This window comes from Actinomadura sp. NPDC000929 (genome assembly GCF_040492065.1).
GTDB lineage: Bacteria > Actinomycetota > Actinomycetes > Streptosporangiales > Streptosporangiaceae > Spirillospora > Spirillospora verrucosospora.
Genome location: NZ_JBEUPA010000168.1, coordinates 1 through 16847 on the forward strand (window position 1 = coordinate 1; position 16847 = coordinate 16847).

A 16847-nucleotide genomic window follows, 5' to 3' on the forward strand; every position below is an offset into this window, starting at 1 on the left:
GCAGCTCGTCGCGCCGCAGGGCCGGCGCGCCGCCGAGCAGCGCCGCGTGCAGCCCGCGCAGGGCCCCGGCGAGCGCGGGGTCCGGCACGACGGGCGCGTCGAACAGCGGCAGCCCGACCGGGCGCGCCGCGATGTCGGCGAGCACGTCCGAGATCAGCTCGGCGCCCACGTGGACGATGCGGTAGGTGAAGCCGAGCTCGTCGGCGGCGTGGCCGTCGTGCGGGTCGTCGGGGTTGAACGCGATGACCATCCCGGCCGCGCTCGTGTGGGCCCCGCCCCGGCACCGGAACGCCTGGTAGCCGTCCTCGGTGACGCCGAACGAGTACGTCTCGTGGCTGTGCCGGTGGTAGGCGTGCCGCTCGAAGTGGGCGTGCATCGCCTCCAGGGGGCGGTCGGGCGACCGCCAGTACCTGCTCCAGTCCACGCGCCCCAGTCTGGCGCACGAGCGTTCAAGACGGCGCGCCCCGGTCCGGGCCAGGCTGGACCGCATGCGTTTCGACACCAAGATCGGGATCGTGGTCCGCGACGACCTGGCCGCCTGGCAGCGGCTCAACGTCACCGCGTTCCTCGCGAGCGCCGTCGCGGGCGGCGTCCCCGGCGTCATCGGAGAGCCGTACGAGGACGCGTCCGGCAACACCTACCTGGCGATGTTCCGCCAGCCCGTCCTGGTCTACGAGGCCGGGCCCGAGGCGATCTCGACCGCCCACGCCCGCGCCCTCGCCCGCGGGATGGACGTCGCCGTCTACATCGAGGACATGTTCAAGACGGGCCACGACGAGGCGAACCGCGCGACCGTCCGCGCCGTCACGGCCGAGGAGATGCCGCTGGTCGGGTTCGCCGTCCACGGCCCGAGGAACGGCGTGGACAAGGTGCTCAAGGGGTTGCGGCTGCACCCGTGAGCCCGGCGAGGGCGGCCAGGCGCTCGCGGTGCCGGTCCGGCGACCCGAACAGCTCCCGGGACGACTGCGCCCGCTTGAAGTACAGGTGCGCGTCGTGCTCCCAGGTGAACCCGATGCCGCCGTGCAGCTGGATCGCCTCGCCCGCCGTGTGGAAGAAGGCCTCCGAGCAGTACGCCTGGGCGAGCGCGGCGGCGGCCGGCAGCTCGTCCGGGCTCTCGTCGGCGGCGGCCGCCGCGTTCAGCACCGCCGACCGCGCCGACTCCACCAGCACGAACATGTCGGCGCACCGGTGCTTGACCGCCTGGAACGACCCGATCGGCCGCCCGAACTGGTGCCGCACCTTCGCGTACTCGACCGTCATGTCCAGGGTCCGCTGCGCGCCGCCGAGCTGCTCGGCGGCCAGCGCCACGGCCGCGACGTCCAGGGCCCGCGCCAGCGCGTCCGGCCCCCCGACCCTGCGCGCCGCGACCCCGTCCAGCTCGATCCGCGCCAGCCTCCGCGTCTGGTCGAGCGTCGGGAGGGCGTGCCGGACGAGCCCCGCCGCGTCCTCGACGGCGTAGACCCCGACCCCGTCCCCGCCTCTGGCCGCCACGAGGACCAGGTCGGCGATGTGCCCGTCCAGGACGAAGTTCTTCGTCCCCCGCAGCACTCCGTCCTCGAACGTCGCCCGCACCGAGGCGGGGTCCCAGGACCCGCCGTCCTCGGCCACCGCGAGCGTCCCGATCACCGACCCGTCCGCGAGGCCGGCGAGCAGGTCGTGCCCGCCCTCCCCGGCCCCCAGCGCCGCCGCGGCCGTGATCGTCGCGAGGAAGGGGGAGCACACGACGGCCCGCCCCATCTCCTCGAACACCACGGCCAGCTCCCGCACGCCGAACCCGGCGCCGCCGTGCTCCTCGGCGATCGCGAGGCCCTGCAGCCCGAGCTGCTCGGCCATCTGCCGCCACACCTTCGGGTCGTGGCCCTCGGCCGTCTCCATCAGCCGCCGCACCTCGGCGGCGGGGGACCGGTCGGCGAAGAAGCGCCGCAGCGCGTCCCGCAGCTCCCGCTGTTCCTCGGTGACGACGAGCTTCATCGGGCGTCCTCCCACACGTGTCCCAGGCCTACCGGGTCATCGTGCCGCGCGCCCGCCGCCCGCCTCCGGCCCCTTCCCATCCACCGGGACGGTCAGGGCGCCCAGTCGTGCGGCCCGAGCACGTACCCCTTGCTCGTCGAGTGCAGGTGGTTGATCGACACGAGGTGGCCGAGCGCGGCCCACAGATCCTCCTCGGGCGCGTCCACGAGCGCCCCGATCGTCTCGAAGTCCGCCGCCCCGCGCTCCTTGTCGATCTCCGCCACCGTCTCGTACACGACCAGCTCGAAGTCCGACAGCTCCTGCACGTCCCCACGCGGAACATCTCGCTCATCCATAGACAGACCGTGCCCACTCGCGCTCGTTCTAAGTCCCGCGCGATGCGCAGCGCCGTACGCTGGGACCGTCAAGCTCGGCAACTACGATCTGTATGCGAAAGGTGGCGCTCTGCTCATAGACTCGCTCGCGAGGAAAGGAGCAGGGCATGACTGTGATGGTTCAAGAGCCTCTGTCGCACGATGACGCGGACGTCGTCCTGGAAGGTTTCCTCGCCCTCGACACCCCGGAGGGCTTCCGAGCCGAGCTGATCGACGGAGAGATCGTCGTGACCCCACCCCCCCTTGGCGACCACGAGCGATGCATCGGCAAGATCATCCGCCAGGTCATCCGCTACAGCGTCATCGAGTTCGAGTGTTCCGGCAACAAGGGCCTCGTGGTTCCTGGCGTTGAGGGCAAGCCCGATAATCGGGTGATCCCGGACATCACGTTCATATCCGTAGAGAAGGACCCCTTCCAGGGGGCTGCCTCGTGGATGCCCGTGGAGGGTGACGACGCGATCGTCATGGTGGTCGAGGTGACGTCCAGCAGGCCGAAACGGGATCGAGAGGCGAAGCGGACCGGGTACGCCCGGGCGGGAGTGCCGTTCTACCTGTTGGTAGACCGTGACGAGGACAGGGTGAGCCTGTTCAGCGGGCCGGACGGCGAGGACTACGGGCACATGGACCAGGTGCCGTTCGGCAAGCCGCTGCCGCTGCCGGAGCCGTTCGCGCTCGAGCTGGACACCTCCGAGTTCGGCTGACGCGGGTGCGGTGACCGGGACCGCCTGGCCGCGGTCACCGCGCGTCCACCCTGGCGCCGAAACCGGTCGGGGTTGGGGAATGGGGGGGTCGGGCGGGTGGTCCGGAACTAGAGTGATCACCGGATCTGGAGGCGCGAGCGAAGGCGGTACCGGAGATGTCCGACGTTCCGCAGGGCCGGCCCGGTGAGGTGGACCTGCAGACCGACCGACCGCACTCGGCACGGGTCTACGACTACATCATCGGCGGCAAGGACAACTACGCCGCCGACCGGGACACCGCGGCCGCGGTGCTGGCGAACTGGCCGGGGCTGCGCACCTCGATGATCGCCAACCGGGCCTGCATGCAGCGGATGGGCCGCCATCTCGCCGAGCTGGGCGTGCGGCAGTTCGTCGACGTCGGGACCGGCATCCCGTCCTCGCCGAACCTGCACGAGGTGGTCCAGGAGGTGGCGCCGGACGCGCGGGTCGTCTACGTCGACAACGACCCGATCGTCCTCGCCCACGCGCGTGCGCTGCTGGCCAGCACGCCGGAGGGCCGCACCGCCTACATCGAGGCCGACATGCGGTCCCCCGAGAAGCTCCACGCCGATCCCGTGCTGCGCGACGTCCTCGACCTGTCCCGGCCGGTCGCGCTGACCGTGATCGCGATGCTCCAGTTCGTCGAGGACGCCCAGGGCCTGATGGAGGCGCTCGTCGCTCCGCTCGTTCCCGGCAGCCACGTCGCCGTCACCATCCCCACCGGCGACCTCGCGCCCGAGTCGCGGCGGCTCGCCGATGACTACACCAGCAGCGGCATCCCCATGTACCTGCGGGACCACGCCGAGGTGGAGCGCCTCTTCACCGGGCTGGAGCTCCTCGACCCCGGCGTCGTCCCGATGCCGCGCTGGCGCCCCGCGCCCGGCGCGCCGGTCCTCCCCGACACCGCCACGAACATGTACGCCGCCGTCGCGAGGAAGCCCTAGCAGGCCGCCACGGGGCCGGGCGCCCGTCGCGCCTTTCGCGGCGGCGCCGCGTGCGGCAGATCATGCCGGCTGGACGTCGTCCTGCAATTGCAGCACCGCCTGGACCAGGGGCGCGAGCGCCGGCTCGGTGGCCGCCTGGTCGAGGGCCTCGCGCAGCGCCGTGTTGTGGGTGGGGCGGGCCTCCTCCAGGAGGCGAAGGCCGGCGTCGGTGACGTCGGTGTAGATGCCGCGGCGGTCGGTGGGGCACAGGTAGCGGGAGAGCAGCCCGCGGTCCTCCAGCCGGGTCACCAGCCGCGTGGTGGCGCTCTGGCTGAGGACGACCGAGTCGGCGACCTGCCGCATCTGCAGGTGTCCGCCCTCGCCGTCGTGCTGGCGGCTCAGGACGTCCAGCAGCGAGTACTCGCGTGCGCTCAACCGGTGTTCGGCCTGGAGGGCGCGCTCGACTCTGCTCTCGATGCGCCCGTGCAGCAGCGAGAGCGCCGACCAGCCGTGCGCCAGTGCGGTCATCGCCGGGTCGGTGGCGGTCATGGGCAGCTCCCTCGGTCGGGTCGTGCGAGCGGACGCGCCGGCAGACCGGCCGCCGTGTCACGGACCTCACTATACCCGCGCTTGCAATTAGCCCGCGTCTGCAATTATTGTCGACTCTCATAGAACGCCTGTGCAACCTTGCCTGGAACGTCGAGAGGACCGCCCACCATGCCGCTCGCACTGCTGGCCCTGGCCATCGGGGCCTTCGGAATCGGCACCACGGAGTTCGTGATCATGGGGCTGCTGCCCCAGGTCGGCGCGGACCTCGGCGTGTCCGTGCCGACGGCCGGGTTCCTGGTCACCGGCTACGCCCTCGGCGTCATGATCGGCGCACCGGTCATGACCGTCCTCGGCACCAAGATCTCTCGTAAGACGATGCTCATGCTGCTCATGGGCCTGTTCATCGTCGGCAACCTCATCTCCGCCGTCGCCCCGGTCTTCGCCGTCATGCTGGCCGGCCTGGTGGTGGCGTCGCTGGCCCACGGCGCCTTCTTCGGCATCGGCTCCGTCGTGGCCGCCGAACTCGTCGCGCCGGAGAAGAAGGCCGGCGCCATCTCCATGATGTTCACCGGCCTGACCGTGGCCAACGTCGTCGGCGTGCCCCTCGGCACGTTCGTGGGCCAGACCGCCGGCTGGCGCGTGACCTTCCTGATCGTCGCCGCCCTCGGCGTGCTCGGCCTGGCCGGCGTCGCCAGGCTGGTACCGGACGTGCCCAGGCCGGAAGGGGTGCGGCTGCGGCACGAGGTGGCCGCCTTCAGGAGCACCCAGGTCGTCCTGGCCATGGCCATGACGGTCCTCGGCTTCGGAGGGGTGTTCGCCGCGATCACCTACATCGCGCCGATGATGACCGAGGTCGGCGGCTTCGCGGAGTCCTCCGTCACCTGGCTGCTGGTGGTCTTCGGCCTGGGCATGGTGGCCGGGAACCTCATCGGCGGCCGTTTCGCGGACCGCAGGCTCATGCCGATGCTCTTCACCGCTCTCGGCGGCCTCGCGCTGGTCCTGCTGCTGTTCACCTTCCTGGCCTCCGGCAAGGCCGCGTCCGTCGTGGCCGTCTTCCTCATCGGCCTTCTGGGCTTCGCCACCGTCCCGCCGCTGCAGAAGCGCGTCCTGGACCACGCCCACGGCGCGCCGACGCTCGCCTCCGCGGTGAACATCGGCGCCTTCAACCTGGGCAACGCCCTGTCCGCCTGGCTCGGCGGCCTGGTGATCTCCGCGGGCCTCGGCTACACGGCTCCGAACGCCGTCGGGGCCGTCCTGGCCGCCTCCGCTCTGGTGCTGGCCGTCGTGTCACACCGGCTCGAACTGAGCCAAGCCCGCACCACTGCGGCCTCTGCCCCGGTGACCCGCGGGTCCGCCGTGGCCTCCGACCACGGCGCCACTCGCGTCGAGACGGAACCTGCCCGCTCCTGACCCCGTACCCCGCTCGCCGCGACCGGGCGCAGGCGACGGCTTCATCCCGTGGACGAAGCCGTCGCCTGACCTCCCCGCAGGGCCGCCGACACCAGGCGGCGGATCGCGGGAAGATCCACGGCTTCGGGCAGGACCTGCTCGCCGGGGTCGTCCCGGCTCGGGTCGTCGACGTTGAGGAGCGTGCGGAACAGGCGCGGCAGCACCGTCCGGGCGAGCAGGTCCCGGGCGAGGGCCGCGGCGTCCTGGACGTCGTGCTCGGCCAGGTAGCCGGTGAGCCGCTCCTCGGTGCTGGCGAAGATGGCGTCGAAGTAGGCGCTGGAGCTGCCGGGCAGGCGCTCGGCTTCGGCGATGGAGAGCCGGCAGGTCCGCACCTGGGGTTCCCAGACCATCAGCTGCAGGAAGCGCCCGCAGAACAGCGCCACCGCCTCGGCGGGGTCCTCGGCGTAGGCGTCCGGGGTCTTCAGCCTGCCCAGATAGAGCTCGCGGACCCAGTCCATGACGGCGAGGAACAGCTTGTCCTTGCTCTCGAAATGCGCGTACAGCGACCGCTTCGACGTCCCGGCGCGCGTCGCGACGGTGTCCATCGACGCCCGTTCGTAGCCGGTCTCCAGGAACACGTCCTTGGCCACCAGCAGGATGTGGCGCCGCAGCTCCTCACCGCGCCGCTGCCGGCCCCGCGGCGCGGATGCGCCTGCTGCACTCATCGGGTTGCGTCCTCAAAAATAAACGGTACGGTTGAGTTTACTTATTTCCATGGCGGGCCGTTGGAGGGAAGCCATGATCGTCATTACCGCTCCCACCGGGAACATCGGGCACCAGATCGTCGACCACGTCCTCGCGGCCGGCGAGCCGCTCCGCGTCATCGCGCGCGATCCGGCCAAGCTGCCGGCCGGCGTGCGGGAACGTGTCGATGTCGTCCAAGGGTCGCACGGCGACGCGCGGGTGGTCGCCCGAGCCTTCGAGGGGGCCGACGCCGTCTTCTGGCTGCTGCCCTCGGATCCCCGCGCCGCCGACGTGAAGGAGTCGTTCCTGGGCTTCACGAGGCCGGCGGCGGACGCGATGCGCGACCTCGGGGTCAAGCGCGTCGTGGACGTCAGCGCCCTCGGCCGCGGGACCCCCCAGGCGGCCAGGGCCGGGCACGTGACCGCGTCGCTGGCCATGGACGAGCTGATCGCCGGCACCGGGGTCGCCTTCCGCGCGCTGGCCGCGTCCGGGTTCATGGACAACGTGCTCCGGCAGGTCGAGACGATCAGGGAGCAGGGCCTGTTCTTCGACGTGGTCTCTCCCGACCGCGAGCTGCGCGTCGTCGCCACGCGGGACATCGCGGCCGTCGCCGCCCGCCTGCTGCTCGACACCTCCTGGACCGGCCAGGAAGAGATCCCCTTGCTGGGTCCCGAGAACCTGTCCTACAACGCCATGGCCGCCGTCATCTCCGAGGTTCTCGGGACCTCCGTCCAGTACAGGCAGGTCTCCCCCCAGACCCTCGCGGACCGGCTCACCGCCCGAGGCATGTCCGGCGCCATGGTGCGGAGCATGCTGGACATGCTGGCGGCCAAGGAGGACGGCCTGGACGACGCGATCGCCCGCACGCCCCGGCACGCGATCGACACCCCGACCACCTTCCGGCAGTGGTGCGAGGAGGTCCTCAGGCCCGCGGTGCGCGCCTGAAGGGGTCGTCAGCCGTAGCGCTTCATCTCGTGGAAGAAGCCGGGGACGGTGTTCAGCCCGCCCGACGACGCGACCTGGTCGTAGACGTACTTCGCCACGGCCAGGTCCAGGACGCCGAGGCCGAACGGTGAGAACACCACCGGCTTGTCGGCGGGCGGGGTCGTCGCGCCCGTGAGGACGTCGTACAGGGTCCCGGCGACGAAGTCGCGGTGGCCGACCCGCTGCTCGGCCAGGTGCGGGGACGTGTTCGCCTTCATGCAGTGCTCGACGTCGTCCACGACGTTGTACGACGACAGGATGATCTCGGGGGAGAGGTCGCGCAGCGACACGTGCAGGACGAGGGGGTGGTGCGCGAACCAGCCCGGTTCGGTGACGTGCGGCTCGCCCGCGACGGTCGCGAAGACGACCAGGTCGGACGAGCGGATCAGCGACTCGGCCGAGTCGTGGATCGTGATCTCGCCCTTCTCGGTGCGCTCCAGGTACCCCTGGAACCCCTCGGCGTGCTCGCGCGACAGGTCGTGGACGCCGAGCTCGTCGAAGGCGAAGCCGTTTCCCGCCAGATAGGTGTGGATGTAGCGGGCGATGAGGCCGGCGCCGACGAAGCCGACCCGGCGGGGACGCGGGCCGCGGCGGTCGGCGAGGGCCGCGGCGGCCAGCGCGGCGGACGCGGCGGTGCGGGCGGCGGAGATGATGGAGCTCTCCAGGCACGCGAACGGGTAGCCCGTCTCGGCGTCGTTGAGGATCAGCACCGCCGACGCGCGGGGGATGCCGTTCGCGACGTTGCCGGGGAAGCTGGAGATCCACTTGATGCCGTGCACGCCGACCTCGCCCTTGACCGAGGCGGGCAGGGCGATGATCCGGTCGGACGGACGGTCGGGGAAGCGCAGGAAGTAGGAGTCCGGGTTGACCGTCAGGCCCTCGCCGTGCAGCCGGTAGGCCGCCTCGACCATCCGGGTGACCTCCGCCTCGCGCCCGGCGACCGCCTCGTGGACCTGGGCGCCGGAGACCACGGCGAACGTTGGGGCCTGCGTCATGTGGGGAACTCCGTATTCCTGTAGATGATCAGTCGGCGAGGATAGCGGCCGGGTCGCCGAAGTGTTCGCGCAGCCAGTTCTCCTCGTAGATGGAATCGAGGTAGCGTTCGCCGAGGTCGGGGGCGATGGCCACGGCCACGGGGTCCTCGCCGGGGTACTTGGCCTCCAGCCAGCGGGAGGCGCCCGACACGACGGTGCCGGTGGAGCCGCCGAACAGGAACCCCCGCGCGGCCAGCGCGTGGACGGTCCGGATCGTGTCGGTCTCGGGGACGTGCACGACGTCGTCGACGAACGACTCGTCCACGAGGTCCGGCCTGCTGCTGGTGCCGAGGCCCGGCACCATCCGGCGCTCGGGGATGCCGCCGAAGGTGACGGAGCCGACCGCGTCCACCGCCACGACGGTGACCGGTCGGCGGTGCTCGCGGAAGTAGCGGGCGCAGCCCATCAGCGTGCCGGTCGTCCCGGCGCCGACGAACAGGACCTCCAGGTCGGGGAACTCGCGGTCGATCGCCGGGGCGGTCCCGCGGTAGTGCGCCAGCCAGTTGTTGCGGTTGGCGTACTGGTTCAGCCACACGTAGCCGTCCCCGGACGCGCACAGGTTCCGGACGTAGTCGATGCGCCCGCCGAGGTAGCCGCCGTTGGCGTCCCGGTCGGACACCACGCGCACCTCCGCGCCGAGGGCCCGCATGACCCGCATCGAGGCCGGGTTGCAGCGCGGGTCGGTGACGCACACGAACCGCAGGCCGCGGCTCGCGGCGATCAGGCTGAGCGCGATCCCGAGGTTGCCCGACGACGACTCCACGATGATCGAGTCGGGGGTGAGCGCGCCGTCGCGCTCGGCCGCCTCGACCATCGCCGCGGCCGCCTTCAGTTTCACCGAACCGGCGAAATTGAAGCCCTCGCATTTGAGGTAGAGCGGGCGTTCGATGACATGCCGAAGATCGACGTAAAGGTCGTCGACGTTGAATTCCTGCGGCGAGGTTATTATCGGCACGCTGCCATCCTGAAATGAAGAAGCAATTCCCTCGTCTTCCCCCGAAGTTCGCCGCGGGCTTCACGCCAGAGCCATGGCGAGGCATCACGGTACCTTCGGGCATCTTGCCGCCGCAACCCCCTGATTACCCGCCGGTAGGGCAGAATGCGTGGTACTTCTGCCGGGCCGGACTTAGGCTATGGCGGCCGCTTGTTTTTCTGTTACAGCGGAGAAGTTCTACAACACGGAGAGTAAAGATGAGTGCTCGCGGACCCGCCGTGGACCGGCTGCTCCCCCTGGCCGGGCTGCCCGCGCTGGACGTGTCCGCGGGGCAGGCCGAGCGCGCCCGCGAGCTGGCCGCGCGGCTCGGGATGAGCCGCGAGTGGGACGGCGACCTCTCCGCCCCGGTCATCGCGCGGGTGGAGCGGATCGCCGCCGAGCGCGACCGCCCCGCCGTCGCCGACGAGCACCGGACGCTCTCCTACGCCGAGCTGGTCGCCGAGGCGCGCCGGCTCGCCGCGCTGCTGGAGGACGAGGGGGTCCGCCCCGGCGAGGTCGTCGGCGTGGGCGGCGGCCGCTGCGCGGGCGTCATCGCCGCGTTCCTCGCGATCGAGCTGGTCGGCGCCCTGTACGTCCCGGCCGACGAGACCTGGCCCGCCGCCCGCGTCCGCGACGTCCTCGACCAGGCGGGCGCGGCGGTGCTGATCACGGTCGACCCGGGGGACCGGGTGGCGCCGGCGCTGCTGGAGGGGGCGGCGGAGGCGGGGTGCCGGGTCGTCGCCGCCTCCCGGGCGGACGGCCTGGCCCCGTGGACGGGGGAGCCGCGCCTGAGTGCGCCCGACCAGCCCCGGTACGTGCTGTTCACCTCGGGTTCGACGGGCCGTCCCAAGGGCGCGGTCGTCGAGCACCAGGGCATGCTCAACCACCTCTGGGCGAAGATCGTCGACCTGGAGCTGACCGGCGACGACGTGGTCGCGTTCACCGCCCCGCTGGGGTTCGACATCTCGATCTGGCAGATGCTCTGCCCGCTGCTGCTGGGCGGCCGGGTGGACGTGGTCGGCGACGAGGTGGGGCACGACCCGGTCGCGTTCGCCCGCGCGGTGGACGCGCAGGGCGTCACGGTCGTCGAGCTCGTCCCGACCATGGTCAGGCACCTGCTGGACGACCTGCCGCCGGACGCCTCCGCGGCCGGGGGCGGCGGGGCCCCCCCCCTGGCGGGCCTGCGCTGGATGATCGCCACCGGCGAGGAGCTGCCCGCCGAGCTGGCCCGCCGGTGGCTGGAGGCGGTGCCGCACGCCCGGCTGCTGAACGCCTACGGCCCGACCGAGTGCTCCGACGACGTCACCCACCACACCGTGACGGCCGGTGACCTGGGCCTTCTCCGCCTCCCCATCGGCACGCCGGTCATCAACGCGCGCCTGTACGTGCTGCGGCCGGAGGACGACGGCGCCTGGTCGGCGTGTGACGTCGGCGAGACCGGGGAGCTGTTCGTCGGCGGCGTGGTGGTCGGCCGCGGCTATCTCGGCGACGCCGATCGCACGCGCGAGGCGTTCTACCGGGACCCCTTCGGCGCGTCCCCGACCGGGCGCCTCTACCGGACGGGCGACGCGGTGCGGCTGCTGCCGCCCGGCGCGGGCGGGGAGGACCGCCCCACCCTGCAGTACCTGGGGCGCGTCGACCGCCAGGTCAAGATCGCCGGGGTGCGGATGGAGCTGGGCGAGATCGAGGCGGTGCTGCAGCGCCACCCGGGGGTGCGGGCCGCCGCGGTGGTGGTGCACGAGTACCCGGGCAGGTAGCGGGCCCGCCGTTCACCGAGCGTGACCGGGCTGGCCGGATTCGGTTGTCAACCTTTGTCACCCGGCGAGCGTCCGGCCGGTCCGGAACGGACCCGTCGGCCGATGATTTTGTCACTCCTGTTAGCAATGGGGCGAGGCAACTTCTGCTTTTGAGGGGATTGCGAGGCATGTGACCGGCTGGTTGACTGTGACCCCGCTACTCCTGAGTAGATCGTGGGACGAGGGCGGAAGACGGGCGAGGGCGGAAAGCGGCGGCGCTCCGTATTGACCGGAACACAGGGCGTTGACTCCGGGATCGCGCGGGCGATGTGCGTCCCCGGAGGGAACTCGGGGTGAAAGGGGACGGGGAAACCCGATCATTTCTGTGGTCATTCTCTTTGGATTTCTGCCCGCCGGCGTCCTGCCGGACCCGAAACCGGGCGTGAAGCAAACCCCCTGCGACCGGGAAAGCACCACTTGATGTCCACCGAGTACGTTCCCCTTTCGGCCGCCCAGCGGAGCGTCTGGTACGCGCAGCAGCTGGCGCCGCGGACGCCGATCCACATCGCGCAGTACATCGAGATCGAAGGCCCGATCGACCACGGGCTGTTCGACCGGGTGGCGCGCATCGCGGCCCACGAGGCGCTGGCGATGAACATCCGGATCGCCGAGCGGGACGGCCTGCCGCACCAGGTGCTCGACCCGGACGCGACCGCCACGATCCCGCTCGTGGACCTGTCGGGTGAGCCCGACCCGGACGCCGCCGCGCGGGCGTGGACGCGGGAGGCGATGGCCGAGCCGCTGCCGCTGGACGCCGAGCGCCTGTACTCCACCGCCCTGCTGCGGCTGGCCCCCGGCCTGCACCGCTGGTTCATCCGCGCCCACCACATCATCCAGGACGGCTACTGCGGCCCGCTGATCGCCCACCGCGCCGCGGAGATCTACACGTCGCTGGCGGCGGGGGGCGAGTACGTCCCCGCGGAGGCGGGCGACTACCGCAGGGTCCTCGTCGAGGAGGAGGCCTACCGGGCGTCGGAGAGGTTCGAGCGGGACCGCGCTTACTGGACCGAGCGGTTCGCCGACCGGCCCGTCGCGGCGTCGCTGTCGGAGGAGATGGCCGAGCCGACCGCCGACTACCTGAGCCTGATCTCCGTCGTCCCGCCGGAGCGGACCGCCGAGCTGGCGGCCGGCGCGCGCCGGCTCCGCACCGCGACGCCGGGCCTGGCGATCGCGGCGACGGCCGCGTACGTGGCGCGGATGGCCGGCACCGAGGACGTCGTCCTCGGGCTCGCCGTCACCGGCCGCACCACGCAGATCGCGCTGGAAACCCCGGCGCTGCTGGCGACGGTGCTGCCGCTCCGCGTGTCGGTCCGGCCCGACATGACGGTGGAGGAGCTGGTCCGCTCGGCGACGCGGGCGAGCGCCCGGGCGCTGCGCCACCAGCACTACCGGCGCGAGGACCTGCTGCGGGACCTGAAGCTGCTCGGCGAGCGCCGCCGCCTCTACGGGCCGGTCATCAACATCATGGCGTTCGACTACCGGCTGGACTTCGCGGGCCTCCCGGCGCGCATGCACGCGATCACCACGGGGCCGGTCGACGACCTGTCGATCAACATCTACGACAACTTCGACGGGGCGGGCCTGCGCGTCGACTTCGAGGCGCACCCGGACCTGTACACCGAGGACCAGGTCGCCCGGCACCTGGACCGGTACATCCGGTTCCTGGGCGCGCTCGCCGACGTCGACCCGGCCACGCCGCTGCGCGAGATCGGCCTGCTCGACGACGCGGAGCGGGCCCTCGTGCTGGAGGAGTGGAACGACACGGCGGTCCCCGCCCCGCCCGCCGTCGTCCCCGAGCTGTTCGAGGCGCAGGCCGCGCGCACTCCGGACGCCCCGGCCGTCACCCGCGGCGGCACGACCCTCACCTACCGGGAGCTGAACGAGCGCGCCAACCGCCTCGCCCGCCACCTGATCGCGCGCGGGGTCGGCGCGGAGGACTTCGTCGCCCTGGCGCTGCCGCGCGACGAGAACCTGGTCGTCGCGGCGCTGGCCGTGCTGAAGGCGGGCGCCGCCTACCAGCCGGTCGACCTGGCCTACCCCGCCGACCGCGTCGCCTACATGCTGGAGGACGCCGCCCCCGCCTGCGTCATCACCACGCGGGACGCGGACCTGCCGCCCGGCGCCGCCCGCGTCGAGCTCGACGCGCTCGAGCTGGACGGGCTCCGCGGCGACGACGTCGCCGACGCCGACCGCGTCCGGCCGCTGCGGCCCGGGAACCCGGCGTACGTCATCTACACCTCCGGGTCGACGGGGCGCCCGAAAGGCGTCGTCATCTCCCACGCCAACGTCGTGGACCTGTGCGTCAAGTCGATGGCGAGCTACGGGCCCGCCTCGACGGTGGCGCGCGTGCTGTTCTCCACGTCGCTGAACTTCGACGTGTCGGTGTTCGAGTGGCTGCTGCCGCTCACCGTCGGCGGCGAGATCGAGGTCATGCGGGACCTGCTGGAGGTCGCCGAGCGCGGCGGCTGGTCCGGGACGCTGGTCAGCGGCGTGCCGTCGGCCGTGTCGGCGCTGCTGGCACGCGGCGGCCTGCGGCTGGAGGCGGGGGACGTGGCGCTCGGCGGCGAGGCGCTCCCGCCGCAGCTCCTGCGGGACGTCCGGGCCCTGCTGCCGAAGGCCCGCATCTCCAACATCTACGGCCCCACCGAGGCGACGGTCTTCTCCACGTGGTGGGTCGACGACGGCAACCCCGACGCGGTGGCGCCGATCGGCGGCCCGATGGCCAACACCCGCGCCTACGTGCTGGACGACCGGCTCGGCCCGGTCCCGGTCGGCGTTCCCGGCGAGCTGTACCTGGCGGGCGAGGGGCTGGCGCGCGGATACCTGCGCCGCCCCGGCCTGACCGCGGACCGGTTCGTCGCGTGCCCGTTCGGCGGGCCGGGGGAGCGGATGTACCGGACGGGCGATCTCGTCCGCTGGAACGACGCCGGCCACATCGAGTACCTCGGCCGCCTCGACCACCAGGTGAAGGTCCGCGGGTTCCGTATCGAGCCGGGCGAGATCGAGGCGGCGCTGTCCGCGCATCCGGCGGTGACGCAGAGCGTCGTGGTCGCGCGCCGCGACGCGGTCGGCGACACCGTCCTCGCCGGGTACGTCGTCGGCTCCGCGAGCCCGGCCGAGCTGCGGGCGTTCGTCGCCAGGACGCTGCCGGACTACATGGTGCCGTCCGCCGTCGTCGTGCTGGAGGAGATGCCGCTCACCCCGAACGGCAAGCTCGACCGCGCGGCGCTCCCCGAACCGGACTTCGCCGCGTCCCTCACCTCCCGCGGCCCCCGCGACGCCCGCGAGGAGATCCTCTGCGGGATCTTCGCCGGCGTCCTCGGCCTGGAGCGCGTCGGCGTCGACGACGGGTTCTTCGACCACGGCGGCGACTCCCTCAAGGCGACCCGCGTCGTGGCCCGCGCCCGCGCCGCACTGGACGTGGAACTGCCCGTGCGGGCCCTGTTCGAGACCCCGACGGTGGCGGGGCTCGCCGAGTACATCGCCTCCGCCGGGAGCGCCGAGCGCCCCGCGCTGCGGGCGGTGGAGGAGCGTCCCGTCCCGCTGCCGGTGTCCTACGCGCAGGAGCGCCTCTGGTTCCTGAACCGGCTCGAAGGGCCCACCGCCACCTACAACCTGCCGATCCCGCTGCGCCTCACCGGCGCGGTCGATCCCGCGGCGATGCGGGAGGCGCTGCGCGACGTCGTCGCCCGCCACGAGCCGCTGCGGACGCTGTTCGCCGACCCCGAAGGCGAGCCGCACCAGGTGGTCCTCGCGCCGGAGGAGGCCGATCCGCGCCTGACGGTCACCGAGCCGGCGGACCTGCGCGCCGCCCTGTTCGCCGACGCCACCCGCGGCTTCGACCTGGCGAGCGAGCCGCCGCTGCGCGCCCACCTGTACCGGCTCGGCGAGGACGAGCACCTGCTCCTCATCGTCCTGCACCACATCGCCGGCGACGGCTGGTCGCTGGCGCCGCTCGCCCGCGACGTCATCGCCGCCTACCTGGCCCGCCGCGACGGCGGCGCCCCCGGGTGGGCGCCGCTGCCCGTCCAGTACGCCGACTACGCGCTCTGGCAGCGCGCGCTGCTCGGCGACGAGGGGGACCCGGCGAGCCTCGCCGCCCGCCAGATCGCCTACTGGAAGGAGGCCCTCGCCGGGCTGCCCGACCAGATCAGGCTGCCGCACGACCGGCCCCGCCCGGACCGCGCCTCCTACCGGGGCGGGCAGGTCGCCTTCGAGGTCCCGGCGGAGCTGGCGGACGGGCTGCGCGCCCTCGCCCGCGACCACCAGGTCAGCGTGTTCATGGTGCTGCAGGCCGCGCTCGCCGCGCTGCTCACCCGGCTCGGCGCCGGGACGGACGTGCCGATCGGCTCGCCCGTCGCGGGCCGCACGGACGAGGCGCTGGACGACCTCGTCGGCGTCTTCGTCAACACCCTGGTGCTGCGGACCGACACCTCCGGCGACCCGTCGATGGCCGAGCTGCTCGCCCGCGTCCGGGAGACCGACCTCGCCGCCTACGCCCACCAGGACGTCCCCTTCGAGCGGCTCGTCGAGGTGCTCAACCCGGCGCGGTCGCTGGCGCGGCACCCGCTGTTCCAGGTCATGCTGACCCTGCAGAACAACCCCGAGGCGTCGGTCGAGCTGCCGGGCCTGAACGTCGCCGTCGAGCCGGTGGACCCCGGGGTCGCGAAGTTCGACCTGGAGTTCCTCCTGGAGGACGCCCGCGACGGCGCGGGCGGGTACGCGGGGACCCTCGAGTACGCCCTCGACCTGTTCGACCGCGCGACGGCCGAGCGGCTCGCCGGCTGGTACCGGCGGACCCTGGAGGCGGCCGTCGCCTCCGGCGGCGCCGTCACCGTCGGCGCGCTCGACCTGCCCGGCGCCCCGCACGACCTCCCGCGGCTCCCGGAGGCGGCGGCGGGGCCGGGCGAGAAGCGCCTCGTCGCCTACGTCGTCGCCGCGCCCGGCCAGACCCTCGACCCCGAGGAGTTGCGCGCCCACATCCGCGAGAGCCTGCCGGAGTCGATGGTCCCCGCCGCCGTCGTCGTCCTGGACGAGATGCCGCTCACCCCGAACGGCAAGGTCGACACCGGGGCGCTGCCGAAGCCGGAGCTGGCGATCACCCCGGCGACCGCGTACCGCGCCCCGTCGGGTGAGGCGGAGGAGGCCGTCGCCGCCGTCTTCGCCGACCTGCTCGGCGTGGACCGGGTCGGCGCCGACGACGACTTCTTCGCGCTCGGCGGCAACTCCCTCATCGCGATGCGGGTGGTCAGCCGGGTCCGCCGCGCCCTCGACGCGGAGCTGCCCGTCCGGGCGCTGTTCGAGGCGCCGACCGTCGCCGCGCTCGCCGCCCACAGGACGCCGAGCATCGGCACGAACACCGATCCGATCAGCGACAGGAAGCCCGCGTAG

Annotated in this window: 14 protein-coding genes; 7 read left to right on the forward strand and 7 right to left on the reverse strand. The window is 72.7% G+C overall.

The genetic code is table 11. The features are described from left to right. Nucleotides 1–424: AraC family ligand binding domain-containing protein (locus ABWI04_RS36425; protein WP_353835233.1), on the reverse strand; the 424-nt coding region annotated here is incomplete at its 3' end. A gap of 64 nt (nt 425–488) precedes the next feature. Between ABWI04_RS36425 and ABWI04_RS36430 the strand changes: the two genes are divergently transcribed. After that, a complete protein-coding gene (locus ABWI04_RS36430) occupies nt 489–899 on the forward strand; it encodes a DUF2000 family protein (protein ID WP_345187474.1) in 411 nt (136 codons plus the stop codon). Here ABWI04_RS36430 and ABWI04_RS36435 read toward each other — a convergent pair. Both ABWI04_RS36435 and ABWI04_RS36440 read right to left on the reverse strand, forming a co-directional pair. Then, complete coding sequence (locus tag ABWI04_RS36435) at nt 874–1971, reverse strand: acyl-CoA dehydrogenase family protein (RefSeq protein WP_345187473.1); 1098 nt, start codon at nt 1969–1971, stop codon at nt 874–876. The genes ABWI04_RS36430 and ABWI04_RS36435 overlap by 26 nt on opposite strands. 92 nt (nt 1972–2063) lie before the next feature. Further along, entirely contained in the window at nt 2064–2306 is a 243-nt protein-coding gene (locus tag ABWI04_RS36440) for a Rossmann-fold NAD(P)-binding domain-containing protein (RefSeq protein WP_179836019.1), read from the reverse strand. A gap of 146 nt (nt 2307–2452) precedes the next feature. On the opposite strand from ABWI04_RS36440, the gene ABWI04_RS36445 reads away from it, so the two are divergent. Together ABWI04_RS36445 and ABWI04_RS36450 are read left to right on the forward strand one after the other, a co-directional pair. Beyond that, complete coding sequence (locus ABWI04_RS36445; RefSeq protein WP_353835234.1) at nt 2453–3046, forward strand: Uma2 family endonuclease; 594 nt, start codon at nt 2453–2455, stop codon at nt 3044–3046. 155 nt (nt 3047–3201) lie between these two features. Next, nucleotides 3202–4008, forward strand: a complete 807-nt coding sequence (locus ABWI04_RS36450) for an SAM-dependent methyltransferase (RefSeq protein ID WP_353835235.1) — start codon at nt 3202–3204, stop codon at nt 4006–4008. A 60-nt stretch (nt 4009–4068) separates the two neighbouring features. Here ABWI04_RS36450 and ABWI04_RS36455 read toward each other — a convergent pair whose 3' ends face one another. Then, nucleotides 4069–4536 carry a MarR family winged helix-turn-helix transcriptional regulator gene (locus tag ABWI04_RS36455; RefSeq protein ID WP_345187464.1) on the reverse strand — a complete coding sequence of 156 codons (468 nt, stop codon included), beginning with the start codon at nt 4534–4536 and terminating at the stop codon, nt 4069–4071. A gap of 168 nt (nt 4537–4704) precedes the next feature. Here ABWI04_RS36455 and ABWI04_RS36460 point away from each other — a divergent pair, with 168 nt between their 5' ends. Continuing rightward, entirely contained in the window at nt 4705–5946 is a 1242-nt protein-coding gene (locus ABWI04_RS36460) for an MFS transporter (protein ID WP_353835236.1), read from the forward strand. A gap of 41 nt (nt 5947–5987) precedes the next feature. On the opposite strand, the gene ABWI04_RS36465 is transcribed toward ABWI04_RS36460, so the two are convergent. Continuing rightward, nucleotides 5988–6650 (reverse strand): TetR/AcrR family transcriptional regulator, encoded by a 663-nt coding sequence (locus tag ABWI04_RS36465; RefSeq protein ID WP_353835237.1) that lies wholly within the window; start codon nt 6648–6650, stop codon nt 5988–5990. Nucleotides 6651–6723: 73 nt separating this feature from the next. Between ABWI04_RS36465 and ABWI04_RS36470 the strand changes: the two genes are divergently transcribed. Continuing rightward, a complete protein-coding gene (locus ABWI04_RS36470; RefSeq protein WP_353835238.1) occupies nt 6724–7614 on the forward strand; it encodes an NAD(P)H-binding protein in 891 nt (296 codons plus the stop codon). A gap of 8 nt (nt 7615–7622) precedes the next feature. Here ABWI04_RS36470 and sbnB read toward each other — a convergent pair whose 3' ends face one another. After that, entirely contained in the window at nt 7623–8648 is a 1026-nt protein-coding gene (gene sbnB, locus ABWI04_RS36475; RefSeq protein WP_353835239.1) for a 2,3-diaminopropionate biosynthesis protein SbnB, read from the reverse strand. Between the two features lie 28 nt (nt 8649–8676). After that, the gene (sbnA, locus tag ABWI04_RS36480) at nt 8677–9642 is read right to left on the reverse strand and encodes a 2,3-diaminopropionate biosynthesis protein SbnA (protein ID WP_345187452.1); all 966 of its coding nucleotides are present in this window, start codon (nt 9640–9642) and stop codon (nt 8677–8679) included. A 236-nt stretch (nt 9643–9878) separates the two neighbouring features. On the opposite strand from sbnA, the gene ABWI04_RS36485 reads away from it, so the two are divergent. Further along, nucleotides 9879–11417, forward strand: coding sequence for an amino acid adenylation domain-containing protein (locus ABWI04_RS36485; protein ID WP_353835240.1), 1539 nt, complete (start codon nt 9879–9881; stop codon nt 11415–11417). Nucleotides 11418–11876: 459 nt separating this feature from the next. Beyond that, complete coding sequence (locus ABWI04_RS36490; protein ID WP_353835241.1) at nt 11877–16847, forward strand: non-ribosomal peptide synthetase; 4971 nt, start codon at nt 11877–11879, stop codon at nt 16845–16847.